Genomic DNA, 13,234 nt, shown 5'->3' with positions numbered 1-13,234 from the left:
CGCGCGCCAGGGCCACTCACCGGCGGGCACGGCTGCCATGCAGTCAGGACAGCGCGCGGTCCAGGGCGGCGGTGACCTCGGCGACGGGCAGGTCGGCCAGGTCGTCGCGCTGGAGCGTCTCCACCCGAGCCGCCCAGGGGCGGCACTCCACCGGGTCGGACTCGCGGGAAAACAGCACCACGCTCGGGCAGCCGGCGACCGCGATCAGGTGCATGGGCCCGGTGTCGTTGCCGATGGCAGCGCGCGCCCGGCGCGCCAGGGCGGCGAGCTGGCCGAAGTCGGTGCGGCCCTGGAGCGAGACGGCCTCGGGCACCGCGCCGGTGATGGCGTCCAGTGCGTCGGCCTCCTTGTCCGTGCCGATCAGCACCGGCGTCGCGCCGCTTGCCGCGGCATGGCGGGCGGCGGCGATGAACACCGCCGATGGGGCCCGCTTGGCCGGCCGCTGTGGCGCCCCGCCCGGCACCATCAGCACGAGCGGGCCGTCCGGCAGCCCCAGCCCCGACAGGTCGCCGTCCAGGAACGACAGGTCGGACTGCGGCGGTACGGCGGTGATGCCGGCGGCGGCCAGTTGGTCGGTGTAGCGCACGGCGGCGTGGCGCCGGGGTTCGCGCGGGTCGGGCAGGAAGTGGCTCGCGCCCTTGAAGATGCCATTCCACTCCAGCCCCGGCCGCCCCAGCCGCATGACGTGGAACATCAGCTTCGTGCGGTCGTTGCGCTGCAGGTCGTAGACGCGGTCAAAGCGCTGCCGCCGCAGGTCGCGGGCGAGCGCCAGTTGGCCGGCGAAACCCTTGGGCCGCCCGTCGTCGCGCACGGCGTCGAACAGCCCGCAGGCCCGTCCCATGCCGGCGAAGGCGGGGGTCGTCAGAAGGGTGATGTGCGCGTCCGGATGGGCGTCGCGCACGGCCTTCATGTGGGCCAGCGCGACGACGAAATCGCCGAAGGCGCCCAGCTTGATGAGCAGGATGCGGCGTGGCGCGGGCTGTGCGGAGGAAGCGGAGGACGGCATGGGGCTTCCATACCCCATCGCGCGGGCGGCCTCAACGGCCACGCGCGGCGGATGCGGCAGGTGCGCGCCGCCGGGGCTTTGACCCCGCCGCCCCCTGTGCTATAGCGCGCGCACGATTTCCTCCCCGTTCATCACATCAGGGCACAGGGCCGATGACCATGCACACTCCCGTCCGCAGGGCGCTGCTTTCCGTTTCCGACAAGACCGGACTGGTCGATTTCGCGAAGTTCCTGGAGTCGCGCGGCGTCGACATCCTGTCCACCGGCGGCACGGCCAAGGCCATGCGCGACGCCGGGGTGGCGGTGACCGACGTGTCGGACTTTACCGGCTTCCCCGAAATGCTGGACGGGCGCGTGAAGACCCTGCACCCCAAGGTGCACGGCGGCATCCTGGGCATCCGCGGCAATGCCGATCACGAATCGGCCATGTCCGAGCACGGCATCGCGCCCATCGACCTGGTGGTGGTCAACCTCTACCCGTTCGAGGAGACGGTGGCGAAGGGCGCCGACTTCGACACCTGCATCGAAAACATCGACATCGGCGGCCCAGGCATGATCCGCGCCGCCGCCAAGAACCACGCCGCCGTCACCGTGGTCGTCGACCCGGAAGACTACGATGCGGTGAAGGAGGCCATGGAGGCCAACGACGGCGACACCACGCCGGACCTGCGCAAGCGCCTTGCCGCCACCGCCTACGCCCGCACCGGCGCCTACGACGCCGCCATTTCCGGCTGGTTCGCCCGCCAGGTGGGCGACGAGCTGCCGCGCCGCTTCGCCCTGGGGGGGCTGCGCAAGCAGACGCTGCGCTATGGCGAGAACCCGCACCAGCAGGCCGCTTTCTACACCACCGGCGAGGCGCGTCCGGGTGTCGCCACGGCCGAGCAGGTGCAGGGCAAGGAGTTGTCGTACAACAACCTGAACGACACCGACGCCGCCTTCGAGCTGGCCGCCGAGTTCGACGAGCCGGCCGTCGCCATCATCAAGCACGCCAACCCCTGCGGCGTGGCCGTCGGCGGCAGCATCGTCGAGGCCTACAAGCGCGCGCTGGCCTGTGACCCGGTTTCGGCCTTCGGCGGCATCGTCGCCATCAACCGGCCTATCGACAAGGCGGCGGCCGAGGAGATCACCAAGATCTTCACCGAGGTCGTCATCGCGCCGGACGCCGACGAGGAGGCCCGCGCCGTCTTCGCCGCCAAGAAGAACCTGCGCCTGCTGCTGACCGGCGGCATGCCCGACCCGGCGGAAGAGGGGCTGACCCTGAAGACCCTGTCCGGCGGCTTCCTGGTGCAGAGCCGCGATTCGGGTCGCGTGACGGAAAGCGCGCTGAAGGTCGCGACGCAACGCCAGCCGGACGACCGCGAGATGCGCGACATGCTGATCGCCTTCCGCATCTGCAAGCACGTCAAGTCCAACGCCATCATCTACGTGAAGGACGGCGCGACGGTGGGCATCGGCGCCGGCCAGATGAGCCGCGTCGACAGCGCCCGCATCGCCGCCGCCAAGGCAAAGGACGCCGCCGAGGCCGCCGGCGCCGAGCAGCCGGCGACGGTCGGCTCGGTGGTGGCGTCGGACGCCTTCTTCCCCTTCGCCGACGGCCTGCTCGCCGCCGCCGAGGCGGGTGCGACGGCCGTCATCCAGCCGGGCGGCTCCATGCGTGACGACGAGGTGGTGAAGGCCGCCGACGAGAAGGGCCTCGCCATGGTGATGACGGGCATGCGCCACTTCCGCCACTGATCCGGCGGTATCCCGGCGACAACATGAGAAACCCCGGCTGCCTGAGTGGCGGCCGGGGTTTTTCTATCAGCCCTCTACCAGGACGGCTGCGATAACAAGAAGTGTCAGAGGATTCAGGATCAAGACGGTCGCGAGCCCGAGCAGCTTTGCCAGTCCAGGCTGATCCGGCAACCGTTTGTGCCAGAACGCGCCGCACGTGTATCCCCACCAGATTGCCAGGCGCCGCAAGGGTGCGCGGACAACGCGAAGAAGCTGATCCATGGCACCGTCGCCCCTGCTGAAAGATGGAAGAAACGTGTTGGGTCCTATCTGCTCTTCCTCATCTCAGCGTCGATCTCTCGGCGCACGCGATCGATTTCACGCCTGACCCTGTCCACATCCTGGTTTGATGCCTTCCCTTGCCTTACAAGGTCTTCGGCCCTTCTCCGCTCATCCCGAAGGGCGTTTTCCTGATTTTGCAGGTCCCGGATTCTGTTTGACATGTTCCCCTCCCGCGAATGCCACTGAAAGACGCATCCATTCCATGATGCATCCAAAAGTTAATGCGGGCTAGTGGAAATCGGGTCCCGGACTGCAGACACACCACGGCCCCGTGGGCGGGGTATCCACGGGGCCGGGGCTTGCATGTTCACTCGGGTATGAGGAAATCACGCGGGGTACGCATGGATAACAGCCCGCCGGGTACAATGTTCCAGCGCCGGACTCAATTTTATGCAAATGCCTCTTCCCAGGTACCCTGGGTCGCAGCCTTTGAATACTCCGTCGCCCTGTTCTCGAAAAAGTTGGTGTGTTCAACCGCGTTCAGCATGGCGTCCAGCCAGGGCAGCGGGTTGCGCTCGATGTTGAACAGGGGCTCCATGCCCAACTGCGTCAGGCGGCGGTCGGCGATGTAGCGGATGTAGGTCTTCACGTCCTCGGGCGCCAATCCCTCCACCGGTCCCAATTCGAACGCCAGGTCGATGAAGGCGTCCTCGTGGTGGAGGATGGTCTTGCAGGCGTCGACCAGTTCCGCCTCGATTTTCGCACGGTCCACGTCGGGATTTTCCTGAAGGAACGTGCGGTAGAGGCGGATGATGGAGTTGCAGTGCAGGGTCTCGTCGCGCACCGACCACGTGACGATCTGCCCCATGCCCTTCATCTTGTTGAAGCGCGGGAAGTTCAGCAGGATCGCGAACGACGCGAACAGCTGCAGCCCCTCCGTGAAGGCGCCGAAGACGGCCAGGGTCTTGGCGATGTCTTCCTTGGTGTCGACGCCCCACACCTGCATGTAGTCGTACTTGTCCTTCATCTGCTTGTAGTCGAGGAAGGCCGAGTACTCGGTCGTCGGCATCCCGATGGTGTCCAGCAGGTGCGAATAGGCGGCGATGTGGATGGTCTCCATGTTGGAGAACGCCGCCAGCATCATCTGCACTTCCGTCGGCTTGAACACGCGGGTGTAGTGCCGCATGTAGCAGTTGTTCACCTCGATGTCCGACTGGGTGAAGAAGCGGAAGATCTGCGTCATCAGGTGACGCTCGCTGTCGGACAGCTTGTGGTGCCAGTCCTTCACGTCATCGGCCAGCGGCACTTCCTCCGGCAGCCAGTGAATCTGCTGCTGGAGAAGCCAGGCGTCGTAGCACCAGGGATAGGCAAACGGCTTGTAGACGGGCTTGGAGTCGAGGAGGGACATGGAACCACCTGTGGCGCGCGGGGCGTCTGAAACTGTGCGAAACGGAGAGGGCGCGGGCACCCGGCCTTACTGGCAGGCCAGGCACTCGTCATAGTCAGGGCCGTCGTCCTTGCCGCCGCCGTTGGCAGGCTTGGCGCCCGAGGGCAGGGCGGCGGAGGCGACCAGGTCCTTCAGCCCGTCGGGGACGGCCTTGTCGGCGACGACCTCGGCGCGCTGGATGGACTTCGACCGGCAGTAGTACAGGCTCTTCACGCCCTTCTTCCACGCCTGGAAGTGCAGCTGGTGCAGGTCGCGCTTGTGGGCGTTGGCGGGCAGGAAGATGTTCACCGACTGGCTCTGGTCGATGAAGGGCGTGCGGTCGGCCGCCAGGTCCACCACCCAGCGCTGGTCCAGCTCGAACGCCGTCTTGAAGATGGATTTCTCGTCGTCCGACAGGAAGTCCAGGTGCTGGACCGAGCCCTCGTTGACGGTAATGGACGTCCAGGTGTCCTCGTCGTCGCGGCCCTTCTCGGCCAGCAGGGCCTTGAGGTAGGGGCTGCGCACGTTGAAGGAGCCCGACAGCGTCTTGTGGGTGTAGCTGTTGGCCGCCACCGGCTCGATTCCCGGCGAGGTGCCGCCGCAGATGATGGAGATGGACGCCGTCGGCGCGATGGCGGTCTTGTGGCTGAACCGCTCCATCATGCCGTAGTCGGCGGCGTCGGGGCAGGGGCCGCGCTCGACGGCCAGCGCGCGGCTGGCGGCATCGACGCCCGCCTTGATGTGCTTGAAGATGGTGCGGTTCCACACCTTCGACATCACCGATTCGAACGGGATGCGGTTCTTCTGCAAAAAGCTGTGGAAGCCCATGACGCCCAGGCCCACCGAACGCTCGCGCATGGCGGAGTAGCGGGCCTTCATCATGCTGTCGGGCGCGCGGTCGATGAAGTCCTGGATGACGTTGTCCAGGAATCGCATGACGTCCTCGATGAAGCGCGGCTCGTCCTTCCACTCGTCCCAGGTTTCCAGGTTCAGGGACGACAGGCAGCAGACGGCGGTGCGGTCCATGCCCATGTGGTCGCGGCCCGTGGGCAGGGTGATCTCGGCGCACAGGTTGGAGGTCTTCACGCGCAGGCCGGCCAGCTTGTGGTGCTCCGGCTGCTGGCGGGCGACGGTGTCGCTGAAGATCATGTACGGCTCGCCCGTCTCGATGCGGGCCAGCAGCATGCGAATCCACAGCGCGCGCGCCTTGATGGTGCGCACCACGTGGCCGTCCTTGGGGCTGATGAGCGGCCAGTCGGAATCGCTTTCCACCGCGCGCATGAAAGCGTCCGACAGCAGCACGCCGTGGTGCAGGTTGGGCGCCTTGCGGTTGGGATCGCCGCCGGTGGGGCGGCGGATTTCCACGAATTCCTCGATCTCGGGGTGGTCGCACGGCAGGTACACGGCCGCCGAGCCGCGCCGCAGGGACCCTTGCGAGATCGCCAGCGTCAGGCTGTCCATGACGCGGATGAACGGCACCACGCCCGAGGTCTTGCCGACCGAGCCCACGGCCTCGCCGATGGAGCGCAGATTGCCCCAATAGCTGCCGATGCCGCCGCCGCGGGCGGCCAGCCAGACGTTTTCCGTCCACAGGCCGACGATGCCGTCCAGGCTGTCGTCCGCCTCGTTCAGGAAGCACGAAATGGGCAGGCCGCGCGTCGTGCCGCCGTTGGACAGCACCGGCGTCGCAGGCATGAACCACAGCTTGGACATGTAGTCGTACAGACGCTGGGCGTGGGCGTCGTCGTCGCCATAGGCCGACGCGACGCGCGCGAACAGATCCTGGAAGCTTTCACCGGGCAGCAGGTAGCGGTCTTCAAGCACCGCCTTGCCGAAGTCGGTCAGCCGGTCGTCACGGCGGTGATCGACCTGGACCCGGGGGCCTTCCGAAACCTGCACAACGTCTAGCACGACCACTGTCCTCCACTAAGATCAGGCGCAAGGAAGCCTGTTGGCGCCCCGCCCGGTCGGGGGCGGCGGCGCCGTGAGACTGCCGGGCGCGATACCCGCGCCGGTCAGGCCTGATGATCTGTTCCCCAAGGCCCCGAGGTCGGCCGGTCCCAGAAGGCCGGCCGTCGAGGTGATCTAGATATGGTATTCATTCCGCGCCCCGCGTCAATATCTGGAGACGCTGAGCGATACGAAGTCACATCCCGGCCGGATCAGCCATCCACCATTTCGGTGGTCAGCACGCGGCGCGACTGGCCCGTCGCCGCGTCCTGCGCCGGCTCGGCGCCGCAGGAGGGGCAGGGGCCCTCGCACGTTTCGGCGATGGCGGACAGCAGCTCTTCCGAATATGGCGGTTCGCCCATCTTTTCGGTGTGGCCGCAGGCCAGGCAGCGGATGCGCGTGACCTTGGCGTGCTTGGGCCGGTGCGTCGACAGCACCGACGTCACGTCGCCGCCGGCGGGCCGGTCATCGGACAGCGCGGCAGGACGGTGGCGCTCCTGCAGGCCGACGATGCGCTTGCCGGTCCAGGCGGCCATCGCGCGGGCGACGGTCAGGGCGTCGTCCACCTTCTGCGGCTTGGCGCCGTTGCGCAGGGCGTTGAAGGCCCAGAACTCCACCACTTCCTGCGCCACCACGTCGGAGGCCACGAGGCAGAACACCGGCTCTTCCGGATGGCAGCTGCGCAGGACCCCGTTGGGATTGTTGCGCTCCACATGGGCGGTGCGGACCGTCGGCAGTTCGCCCGACAAGCGGGGCTGCGGCAGGCGCTTGTCGAGCCAGGCCTCCATGGCGCGGCGCTGGCGGTCGGCGCGCTCCAGCTTGTCCTCGGGCACGCCCCGGTTGCGGGCGCAGAACTCCCAATAGGCGACGGTGGTGCTGGCGACCATGTCGCGGGCGCGCAGCACGAACACCGGCTCGTCCAGGCGGGCGGTGTTCACGGTGCTGTCAGGCGCCGTCAGTTCGTCGCGGGCGGAGACATAGCGGATGCGGGCGCGCAGTTCGCGGGCCGCGGAGTCCAGCGAATCCGTCGCGTCGCCCAGAAGCGGGTCGGTCGTCATCGGGGGAGCCTCATGTTGACCTGATGTGCGGGCGGCGGATATTGACGATCGGAGCCGTCCCGCGCAAGCCTTTGCGAATCGGGGGAAGCGGGGATAAGTCGAAAGTTCCGCACGGGCCAAGGAGTTGCCGGGCGATGTTGAAAAAGCTGTTCACCCTGGCCGCCGGTGCGGTGACGGCCGCCGTCGCCGCCTGCGGCGACGCGCCCCGCGTCACCACCCGCTACATGGACCCGACCGGCACCTGGGACGAGATGAAGGGTGCCGCGGCGCGGGGGCCGATTCTCGCCGGCGTGGCGGGCGCGCCCTGGGGTGCCGACGCCGCCGCCGAGCAGGTGATCCTGGGCCACATGGCGCGCGCGATCACCGCCTACGACCGTTTGCGCTTCACCACCGACCTGGCGGCGGCAGGGCACCCGGACTATGCGGTGCGGGTGGCCTTCAACCCGCCCAAGAGCTTCCCCGGCCGCCGCCTGTGCGAGGGCGAGCAGCCCGCCGTCCAGCCCAGCGAGCGCCTCTACGCCCTGGCGGTCTTCTGCCAGCGCGGCAAGGTGAAGGCGGAGGTGCACGGCTCCGTCGGCGGCGACCTGGCGGACCTGACGCCGGAGTCCGAGCCCGTGCGGATGCTCATGAGCCAGTTGTCGCTGGCCCTGTTCCAGAAGGCGCGGAATTGATCGACGTCCCCGCCGGCTGGCACGCGGCCCTGAAGGCTGTCGAGGCTGGTGCCACACGACTGCTCGTCGTCGGCGGCCCCGACGCCGGCAAGAGCACCTTCTGCCGCTGGCTGTACGGGGCGGCGGCGGCGCGCGGTTTCTCGCCCGCCTTGCTGGACGCCGACCCCGGTCAACCCGACGTCGGCCCGCCCGCCTACCTCGCCCGCACGGAAGGCGAAAATGCGCCGACGCTCGCCTTTCTGGGCGTCGTGGACCCCATGAGCCGCCGCCGGCCGCTTCTGGACAATGCGCGCGCGCTGGCGGAGCGCCCGGCGCATCCGCTGATCGTCAACACCTGCGGCTTCATCCGGGGTGCTGGCCGTTTCCTGCAGCGCGACACGGCCCGCGCGGTGGGAGCCGACCTGGCCCTGGCGCTGGAGCCGGAGGACACGCTCGCGCCGCTGCGGGAGGCCCTGGCGCCGTTGCCGCTCCTGGCCTTGCCCCGCAGCGACTGTGTCCGCCGCCGTTCCCAGGCCCGCCGCCGCGCAACCCGCGCCGCCGCCTTCGCCACGTCCTTCGAGCAGGCCTCTGTGCTGGAGGTGGCGCGCGAGGGGCTGACGCTGGAGGACTGCGGCGCCGGAACCGTCGACCCGAACCGCCTGCCGCCGCGCCTGCTGTGCGGCGTGGCCGATGCGGCGGGGCGGGATGTGGCGCTGGCGCTGTTCCTGGAGGCGACGGACGCGGCGGTGCGGCTCCTGACGCCGGCGGCGGAGGTGGCGCGGTTGCGGCTGGGTGGAATGGTGGTGGAGAGATCCAGGCCGGGCTCGCGAAAAAATCCCTCGCTCAGCCTCAGCCGGTGAATTTCGGAATGGGCTCTTAAAGAAGTCGCTCGGCGCTCCCTCGTAAGGTGCGCGGCAGGATGTCTGGCGTCTGATGTGGGTTCCCGCTTTCGCGGGAACGACGAGTATTTTTCTCTTTATGCCAATAGCTAAAGCAACCCGTCACCCCGGCGTCGCCGTCGGCTGACGGCCCCTGGAGCGAAGCGCTCAGACGGTCATCCGCCCATCACCCGGCAATACTGCCCCGCCTCCTCGATCCGTGCGCAGGCCTCCGTGGCCGTCATCCCCTCCGGCGGCAGGCCCATGACGCGCACGTAGCGGCCCTTTTCCGGCAGGTCCACGGGCAGGTATCGCACCGTCCAGTCGCGCAGCATGGGGACGCGCGTGATGATGGCCTGCCATTCCTCTTCCGCCGCCTGCCGCGAACGGAGGGATGCCAGATGCACCACCGGCCCGCCGCCGCCGGTCTGTTCGGCCTGGCGCTCGGCGGGCGTCTGGCCCGCCATCTCGCGCAGCTCCGCGCGGGTGGGGCCGAGGACCTCCTTGGGCGGGAGGGCGGCGGTCTGCTCCTCGGGCGCGGGTGCCGGGGGCTCGGCAGTCGAACCCTCGGCCCGCTTCTCGTCCGCCGCCGGCCCCCCGATCACCACCGTTTCCGCCGCCGTCTCCGCCGGCGCGGCCGAAGCGCCCGGCGTCAGCACGCGGTTGTAGCGGGCCTCGGCCACGGCGGCGAGACGGTCGGCGACGCGGGGGTCGTCTTCCCGGCGCATGACCACGTAGGCATCCTTGTAGCGGCCCACCAGCGCCCCGTCCTCGCGCAGGGCGTAGCCGTCGAACGCCGCGCCGTCGCAGTAGACGGTCACGGCCGTCAGCGGCACGTCCGGGCCGCGCCGGCGCAGCCAGTCGTTGCCGAAGCCGAACCAGTCCGCAGCGCTGGTGCCCTTGATCTCGTAGACCGGGCGCGGGCAGTTGCGGCCCAGCGGGTCGGTGATCTGCTCGGGCGAGACGCGCATGGCCTGGTTCTCCAGCGCCTGCCGCTCCTGCGCCGAGGGCAGGCGGGTGCCGCTGTCGTATACGCCGGCCACCAGCCACGTCCCCGCCAGGTCCGACGGCGGGGTGTCCATGCGCTGGGCGCAGGCGGTGGCGGCAAGGGAAACCAGGGCGGCGGTCGCCAGAAAGCGGAAGCGCATCAGAAGAAGTCCAGCAGAAGATAACGCCGTCCCAGCGGCTGCACGGGGCGGGCGTTCATGGGGAACAGGCGCGCGAAAGCCTCGATCTGCTCGGGCGCGGCCTCGATGGGGTGGGTGAAGACCAGCCAGCGCACCGCCTCGGTGCAGGGCGGACGGGTCAGGCTGCCCTGATAGCGGAAGCTCTCCCGCTCGTCGTCGGGCGGCAGCAGGCGGCGCGGCGGGATCAGCGTCGGCAGGCTGAGGCGCTCCCCGGCCTGCGCCGGCATGGCCTGGAAGATCGTCTGAAGGGTCGGGTTCAGCGCGCCCGAGCGCACGAAGACCGCCGCGATGGCGAACCCGCCGCCCAACTCGTCCTCGTGCATGAAATGGATTTCCAGCGGAAAGCCGCGCCCTTCCACCGTGTGCTCGCTGGGGTGGTGGAAGTGGAAACCGGTCATGCGGTAGCGCGCGCCCTCCAGCCCCAGGCCCATGGTGGCGTAGGCGGTGGCCTCCACGGCGATGGTGTTGCCCGTGTTGGCGATGACCAGCGGCATGGCCGGCCAGTCGATGTCGGGTGTGGCCATCATCGACGGCGTGGCGCCGGACAGGTCGACGGGGCTCTGCCGTTCGCCGGCGGTGCAGGTTCGCCATGCCGGGTCGAGCGTGCCCCAGGCCGTGGGGCCGGTGGCGCCCCCATAGCTCCAGCCGCCGGCCTCCGCGGCCCCGGCCGGCCGGCCCGGTGCCAGGGCGGCGGCGCAGACGGGGCAGGCGGCGGCCGCGGCGGCCCGGGTCAGGAAGCGGCGCCGATCCATCATGTCTCCGTCTTTTCCCTTCCTTTCGCGGTCCGTTGCCATTATGGGCAGAGAAAAGCCTTTGGGAACAGGGCCGCGCGCAATGTACTCCTAAGGGCGCACCTGAGATTCGGCCGGAGGAGGAGACCGTGACGGAAGGCGGCGTCGTGCTCGACACGCTGGTGATCATGGGGGCGGCGGTGGTGTTCGTGCCGCTGGCGACCCGCCTAGGGATGAGTTCAATCCTGGGCTACCTGGCGGCCGGCGCCGCCATTGGTCCCTGGGGCCTGGGCTTCATCACCGAGGTGGAGGAAATCCGCCATTTCTCGGAATTCGGCGTCGTCTTCCTGCTGTTCATCATCGGCATCGAGATGAAACCCGCCCGCCTGTGGCTGATGCGCCGGCAGGTGTTCGGCCTGGGCGGCGCTCAGGTGTTCATCACCGGAGCGGTGATCGGCCTGGCGGGGTGGCTCATGGGATTGACCCCGCCGGTGGCGCTGATCACCGGCCTCGGCCTGGCCCTGTCGTCCACCGCCATGGGCCTGCAGATCCTGGCCGAGCGGGGCGAGGTCGCCAGCACCTACGGCCGGGCGGCCTTCGCCGTGCTCTTGCTGCAGGACCTCATGGTGCCGGTGCTGCTGACCCTGACCCCGCTGCTGGCCCAGACCAACACGGCCCTGTCGGCCGACGTGGGCAAGGCGGTGGCCGAGGCCGCCGTCGTGCTGGCCGGCGCGGTCCTGGTCGGGCGGTTCCTGCTGCGCCCGCTGTTCCGCGCCGTCGCCAAGACACGCTCGGCCGAGGTCTTCACGGCCATGGCCCTGCTGGTGGTGCTGGGCATGGCGCTGGCCATGGAGCATGTCGGCCTGTCCATGGCGCTGGGCGCCTTCGTCGCCGGCCTGCTGCTGGCCGAGAGCGAGTTCCGCCACCAGGTCGAGGCCGACATCCAGCCCTTCCGCGGGCTGCTGCTGGGCCTGTTCTTCATGGCGGTCGGCATGAGCGTCGACTTCGGCCTGCTCACCGAATCGCTCCTGCTGGTGATCGCCCTGGTGTTCGGCTTGATGGCGGTGAAGGTGCTGATCCTGCTGCCGTTGTTGCGGATCGGCGGGCTGGCCCTGCCCGATGCGCTCAAGGGGGCGGCGCTGCTGGGCCAGGGCGGCGAATTCGCTTTTGTCCTGTTCTCCTTCGCACTGGGCGAGGGCGTGATGGGGCAGGACGTGGTGCAGCTGCTGATCCTGGTGGTGTCGCTGTCCATGGCGCTGACGCCGCTCGTCATGCTGCTGGGGGCCCGCGCCGCCGGCGTGCTGGCGGCGCGCGGCGAGGCTCCGGCGGAAACGCCGCCCAAGCCGCCGGCCGGCAAGGAAGGCCACGTCATCGTCTGCGGCTTCGGGCGCGTCGGCCAGACGGTTGCCCGCCTGCTGGAAGATCAGGGCCGCGCCTACATCGCCTTCGACCGCGACCTGGACCGGGTGATGCAGGGCCGCTCGTCGGGCATGAACGTCTATTTCGGCGACGCGAGCCGGGCGGAAGTGCTGCACGCCGCCCATGCCTCCGACGCCCGCCTGGTGGTGGTGACCACCGACGATGCCGCGGCCACGGCCCGGGCCGTGGCGCAGATCCATCACCACTATCCCAGCCTTCCCATTCACGCCCGCGCCCGCGACCTGGGACAGAGCCACACCCTGCGCCGCTACGGCGCCACGGCAACAGTGCCCGAGACGCTGGAATCGAGCCTGCAGTTGGCGGCCTCCGTCCTGACCGCGACGGGCCTCACGGCCGAGGCCGTCACGGATGTGCTGGAAACCTGGCGTGCCGACGACTACCGAGCCCTGCGCGAGGCCGTGGACGCGGTCCGCGCGCCCGAAGGCCCGGTGGCGCCGGAGCAGAAAGCCGACGCGGGGTAGGCGGGGGATTCCCACTTTGCGTGCAAAAAGGCCCCGGCGCTGTGGCAGCGTCGGGGCCTTTCGGTGTTCTGGTGCGCCCGACAGGATTCGAACCTGTGGCCCCCGGATTAGGAATCCGGTGCTCTATCCTGCTGAGCTACGGGCGCCAAAGCGGTGAGCGGCGGACACATTAGCGCAAGGCAGGGGCGCCGCAAACCCTGTCATTGCGGCGGGCGGTTACTGATTCGACACGAAGGCGTCATTTTTCCGTTGACCCGAAGGTCGGATGGGCCTAGAAACCGGCCTCTCGGCAGCGATGCCGGGGCAGCCGACAGCTTCAGGGGTTTCGGCCGTCGCACCAGCCTACGGAGGGTGCGGCACGGTTCAGGGTTTTCCGCTTCGGCGGGGTTCTGAAACGGCCTGAGAAAAGCGGTTGACAGGGTCCGGGTGGTTCGATAGAAACCCGGCCTTCCG

10 protein-coding genes and 1 tRNA gene are annotated in these 13,234 nt (G+C 69.1%); 4 read left to right on the top strand and 7 right to left on the bottom strand.

Going from position 1 to position 13,234, the window contains the following annotated elements:
- Nucleotides 1–43 precede the first annotated feature (43 nt).
- Entirely contained in the window at nucleotides 44–1,006 is a 963-nt protein-coding gene (locus C882_RS03475) for a glycosyltransferase family 9 protein (RefSeq protein WP_009539156.1), read from the bottom strand.
- A 152-nt stretch (nucleotides 1,007–1,158) separates the two neighbouring features.
- Here C882_RS03475 and purH point away from each other — a divergent pair, with 152 nt between their 5' ends.
- Nucleotides 1,159–2,739: a bifunctional phosphoribosylaminoimidazolecarboxamide formyltransferase/IMP cyclohydrolase gene (gene purH / locus C882_RS03470; protein ID WP_009539155.1), complete on the top strand. Its 1,581-nt coding sequence runs from the start codon at nucleotides 1,159–1,161 to the stop codon at nucleotides 2,737–2,739.
- 709 nt (nucleotides 2,740–3,448) lie between these two features.
- Here purH and C882_RS03465 read toward each other — a convergent pair.
- The 3 genes from C882_RS03465 to C882_RS03455 all read right to left on the bottom strand — a co-directional run bounded on the left by C882_RS03465 (nucleotide 3,449) and on the right by C882_RS03455 (nucleotide 7,434).
- Nucleotides 3,449–4,408 carry a ribonucleotide-diphosphate reductase subunit beta gene (locus C882_RS03465; RefSeq protein WP_009539154.1) on the bottom strand — a complete coding sequence of 320 codons (960 nt, stop codon included), beginning with the start codon at nucleotides 4,406–4,408 and terminating at the stop codon, nucleotides 3,449–3,451.
- Nucleotides 4,409–4,474: 66 nt separating this feature from the next.
- Nucleotides 4,475–6,337: a ribonucleoside-diphosphate reductase subunit alpha gene (locus C882_RS03460; RefSeq protein WP_009539153.1), complete on the bottom strand. Its 1,863-nt coding sequence runs from the start codon at nucleotides 6,335–6,337 to the stop codon at nucleotides 4,475–4,477.
- Nucleotides 6,338–6,588: 251 nt separating this feature from the next.
- Nucleotides 6,589–7,434, bottom strand: coding sequence for a zinc ribbon domain-containing protein (locus C882_RS03455; RefSeq protein WP_009539152.1), 846 nt, complete (start codon nucleotides 7,432–7,434; stop codon nucleotides 6,589–6,591).
- Between the two features lie 134 nt (nucleotides 7,435–7,568).
- Between C882_RS03455 and C882_RS24910 the strand changes: the two genes are divergently transcribed.
- The gene (locus C882_RS24910; RefSeq protein WP_009539151.1) at nucleotides 7,569–8,105 is read left to right on the top strand and encodes a hypothetical protein; all 537 of its coding nucleotides are present in this window, start codon (nucleotides 7,569–7,571) and stop codon (nucleotides 8,103–8,105) included.
- Nucleotides 8,102–8,944 (top strand): Clp1/GlmU family protein, encoded by an 843-nt coding sequence (locus tag C882_RS24905; protein WP_009539150.1) that lies wholly within the window; start codon nucleotides 8,102–8,104, stop codon nucleotides 8,942–8,944. The genes C882_RS24910 and C882_RS24905 overlap by 4 nt, the downstream gene beginning before the upstream one ends.
- A gap of 194 nt (nucleotides 8,945–9,138) precedes the next feature.
- On the opposite strand, the gene C882_RS03440 is transcribed toward C882_RS24905, so the two are convergent.
- Nucleotides 9,139–10,110 carry a hypothetical protein gene (locus C882_RS03440; protein ID WP_009539149.1) on the bottom strand — a complete coding sequence of 324 codons (972 nt, stop codon included), beginning with the start codon at nucleotides 10,108–10,110 and terminating at the stop codon, nucleotides 9,139–9,141.
- Entirely contained in the window at nucleotides 10,110–10,904 is a 795-nt protein-coding gene (locus C882_RS03435) for a carbonic anhydrase (protein WP_051999980.1), read from the bottom strand. The genes C882_RS03440 and C882_RS03435 overlap by 1 nt, the downstream gene beginning before the upstream one ends.
- 125 nt (nucleotides 10,905–11,029) lie before the next feature.
- On the opposite strand from C882_RS03435, the gene C882_RS03430 reads away from it, so the two are divergent.
- On the top strand, nucleotides 11,030–12,781 hold the full coding sequence (locus tag C882_RS03430; RefSeq protein WP_009539147.1) for a monovalent cation:proton antiporter-2 (CPA2) family protein: 1,752 nt from the start codon (nucleotides 11,030–11,032) through the stop codon (nucleotides 12,779–12,781).
- Between the two features lie 69 nt (nucleotides 12,782–12,850).
- Here the strand turns inward: C882_RS03430 and C882_RS03425 are convergent.
- Nucleotides 12,851–12,927, bottom strand: a tRNA-Arg gene (locus C882_RS03425).
- Nucleotides 12,928–13,234 lie beyond the last annotated feature (307 nt).

Origin of the sequence: Caenispirillum salinarum AK4, assembly GCF_000315795.1 — a bacterium.
Classification (GTDB): Bacteria; Pseudomonadota; Alphaproteobacteria; order Rhodospirillales; family Rhodospirillaceae; genus Caenispirillum; species Caenispirillum salinarum.
This window is presented reverse-complemented; position numbering and strand designations above follow the sequence as displayed.

What these genes read in the sequence shown, in the direction of transcription:
- C882_RS03475 (WP_009539156.1), bottom strand. Translation starts at nt 1,006, where the DNA reads ATGCCGTCCTCCGCTTCCTCCGCACAGCCCGCGCCACGCCGCATCCTG.
- purH (WP_009539155.1), top strand. Translation starts at nt 1,159, where the DNA reads ATGACCATGCACACTCCCGTCCGCAGGGCGCTGCTTTCCGTTTCCGAC.
- C882_RS03465 (WP_009539154.1), bottom strand. Translation starts at nt 4,408, where the DNA reads ATGTCCCTCCTCGACTCCAAGCCCGTCTACAAGCCGTTTGCCTATCCC.
- C882_RS03455 (WP_009539152.1), bottom strand. Translation starts at nt 7,434, where the DNA reads ATGACGACCGACCCGCTTCTGGGCGACGCGACGGATTCGCTGGACTCC.
- C882_RS24910 (WP_009539151.1), top strand. Translation starts at nt 7,569, where the DNA reads ATGTTGAAAAAGCTGTTCACCCTGGCCGCCGGTGCGGTGACGGCCGCC.
- C882_RS03440 (WP_009539149.1), bottom strand. Translation starts at nt 10,110, where the DNA reads ATGCGCTTCCGCTTTCTGGCGACCGCCGCCCTGGTTTCCCTTGCCGCC.
- C882_RS03435 (WP_051999980.1), bottom strand. Translation starts at nt 10,904, where the DNA reads ATGATGGATCGGCGCCGCTTCCTGACCCGGGCCGCCGCGGCCGCCGCC.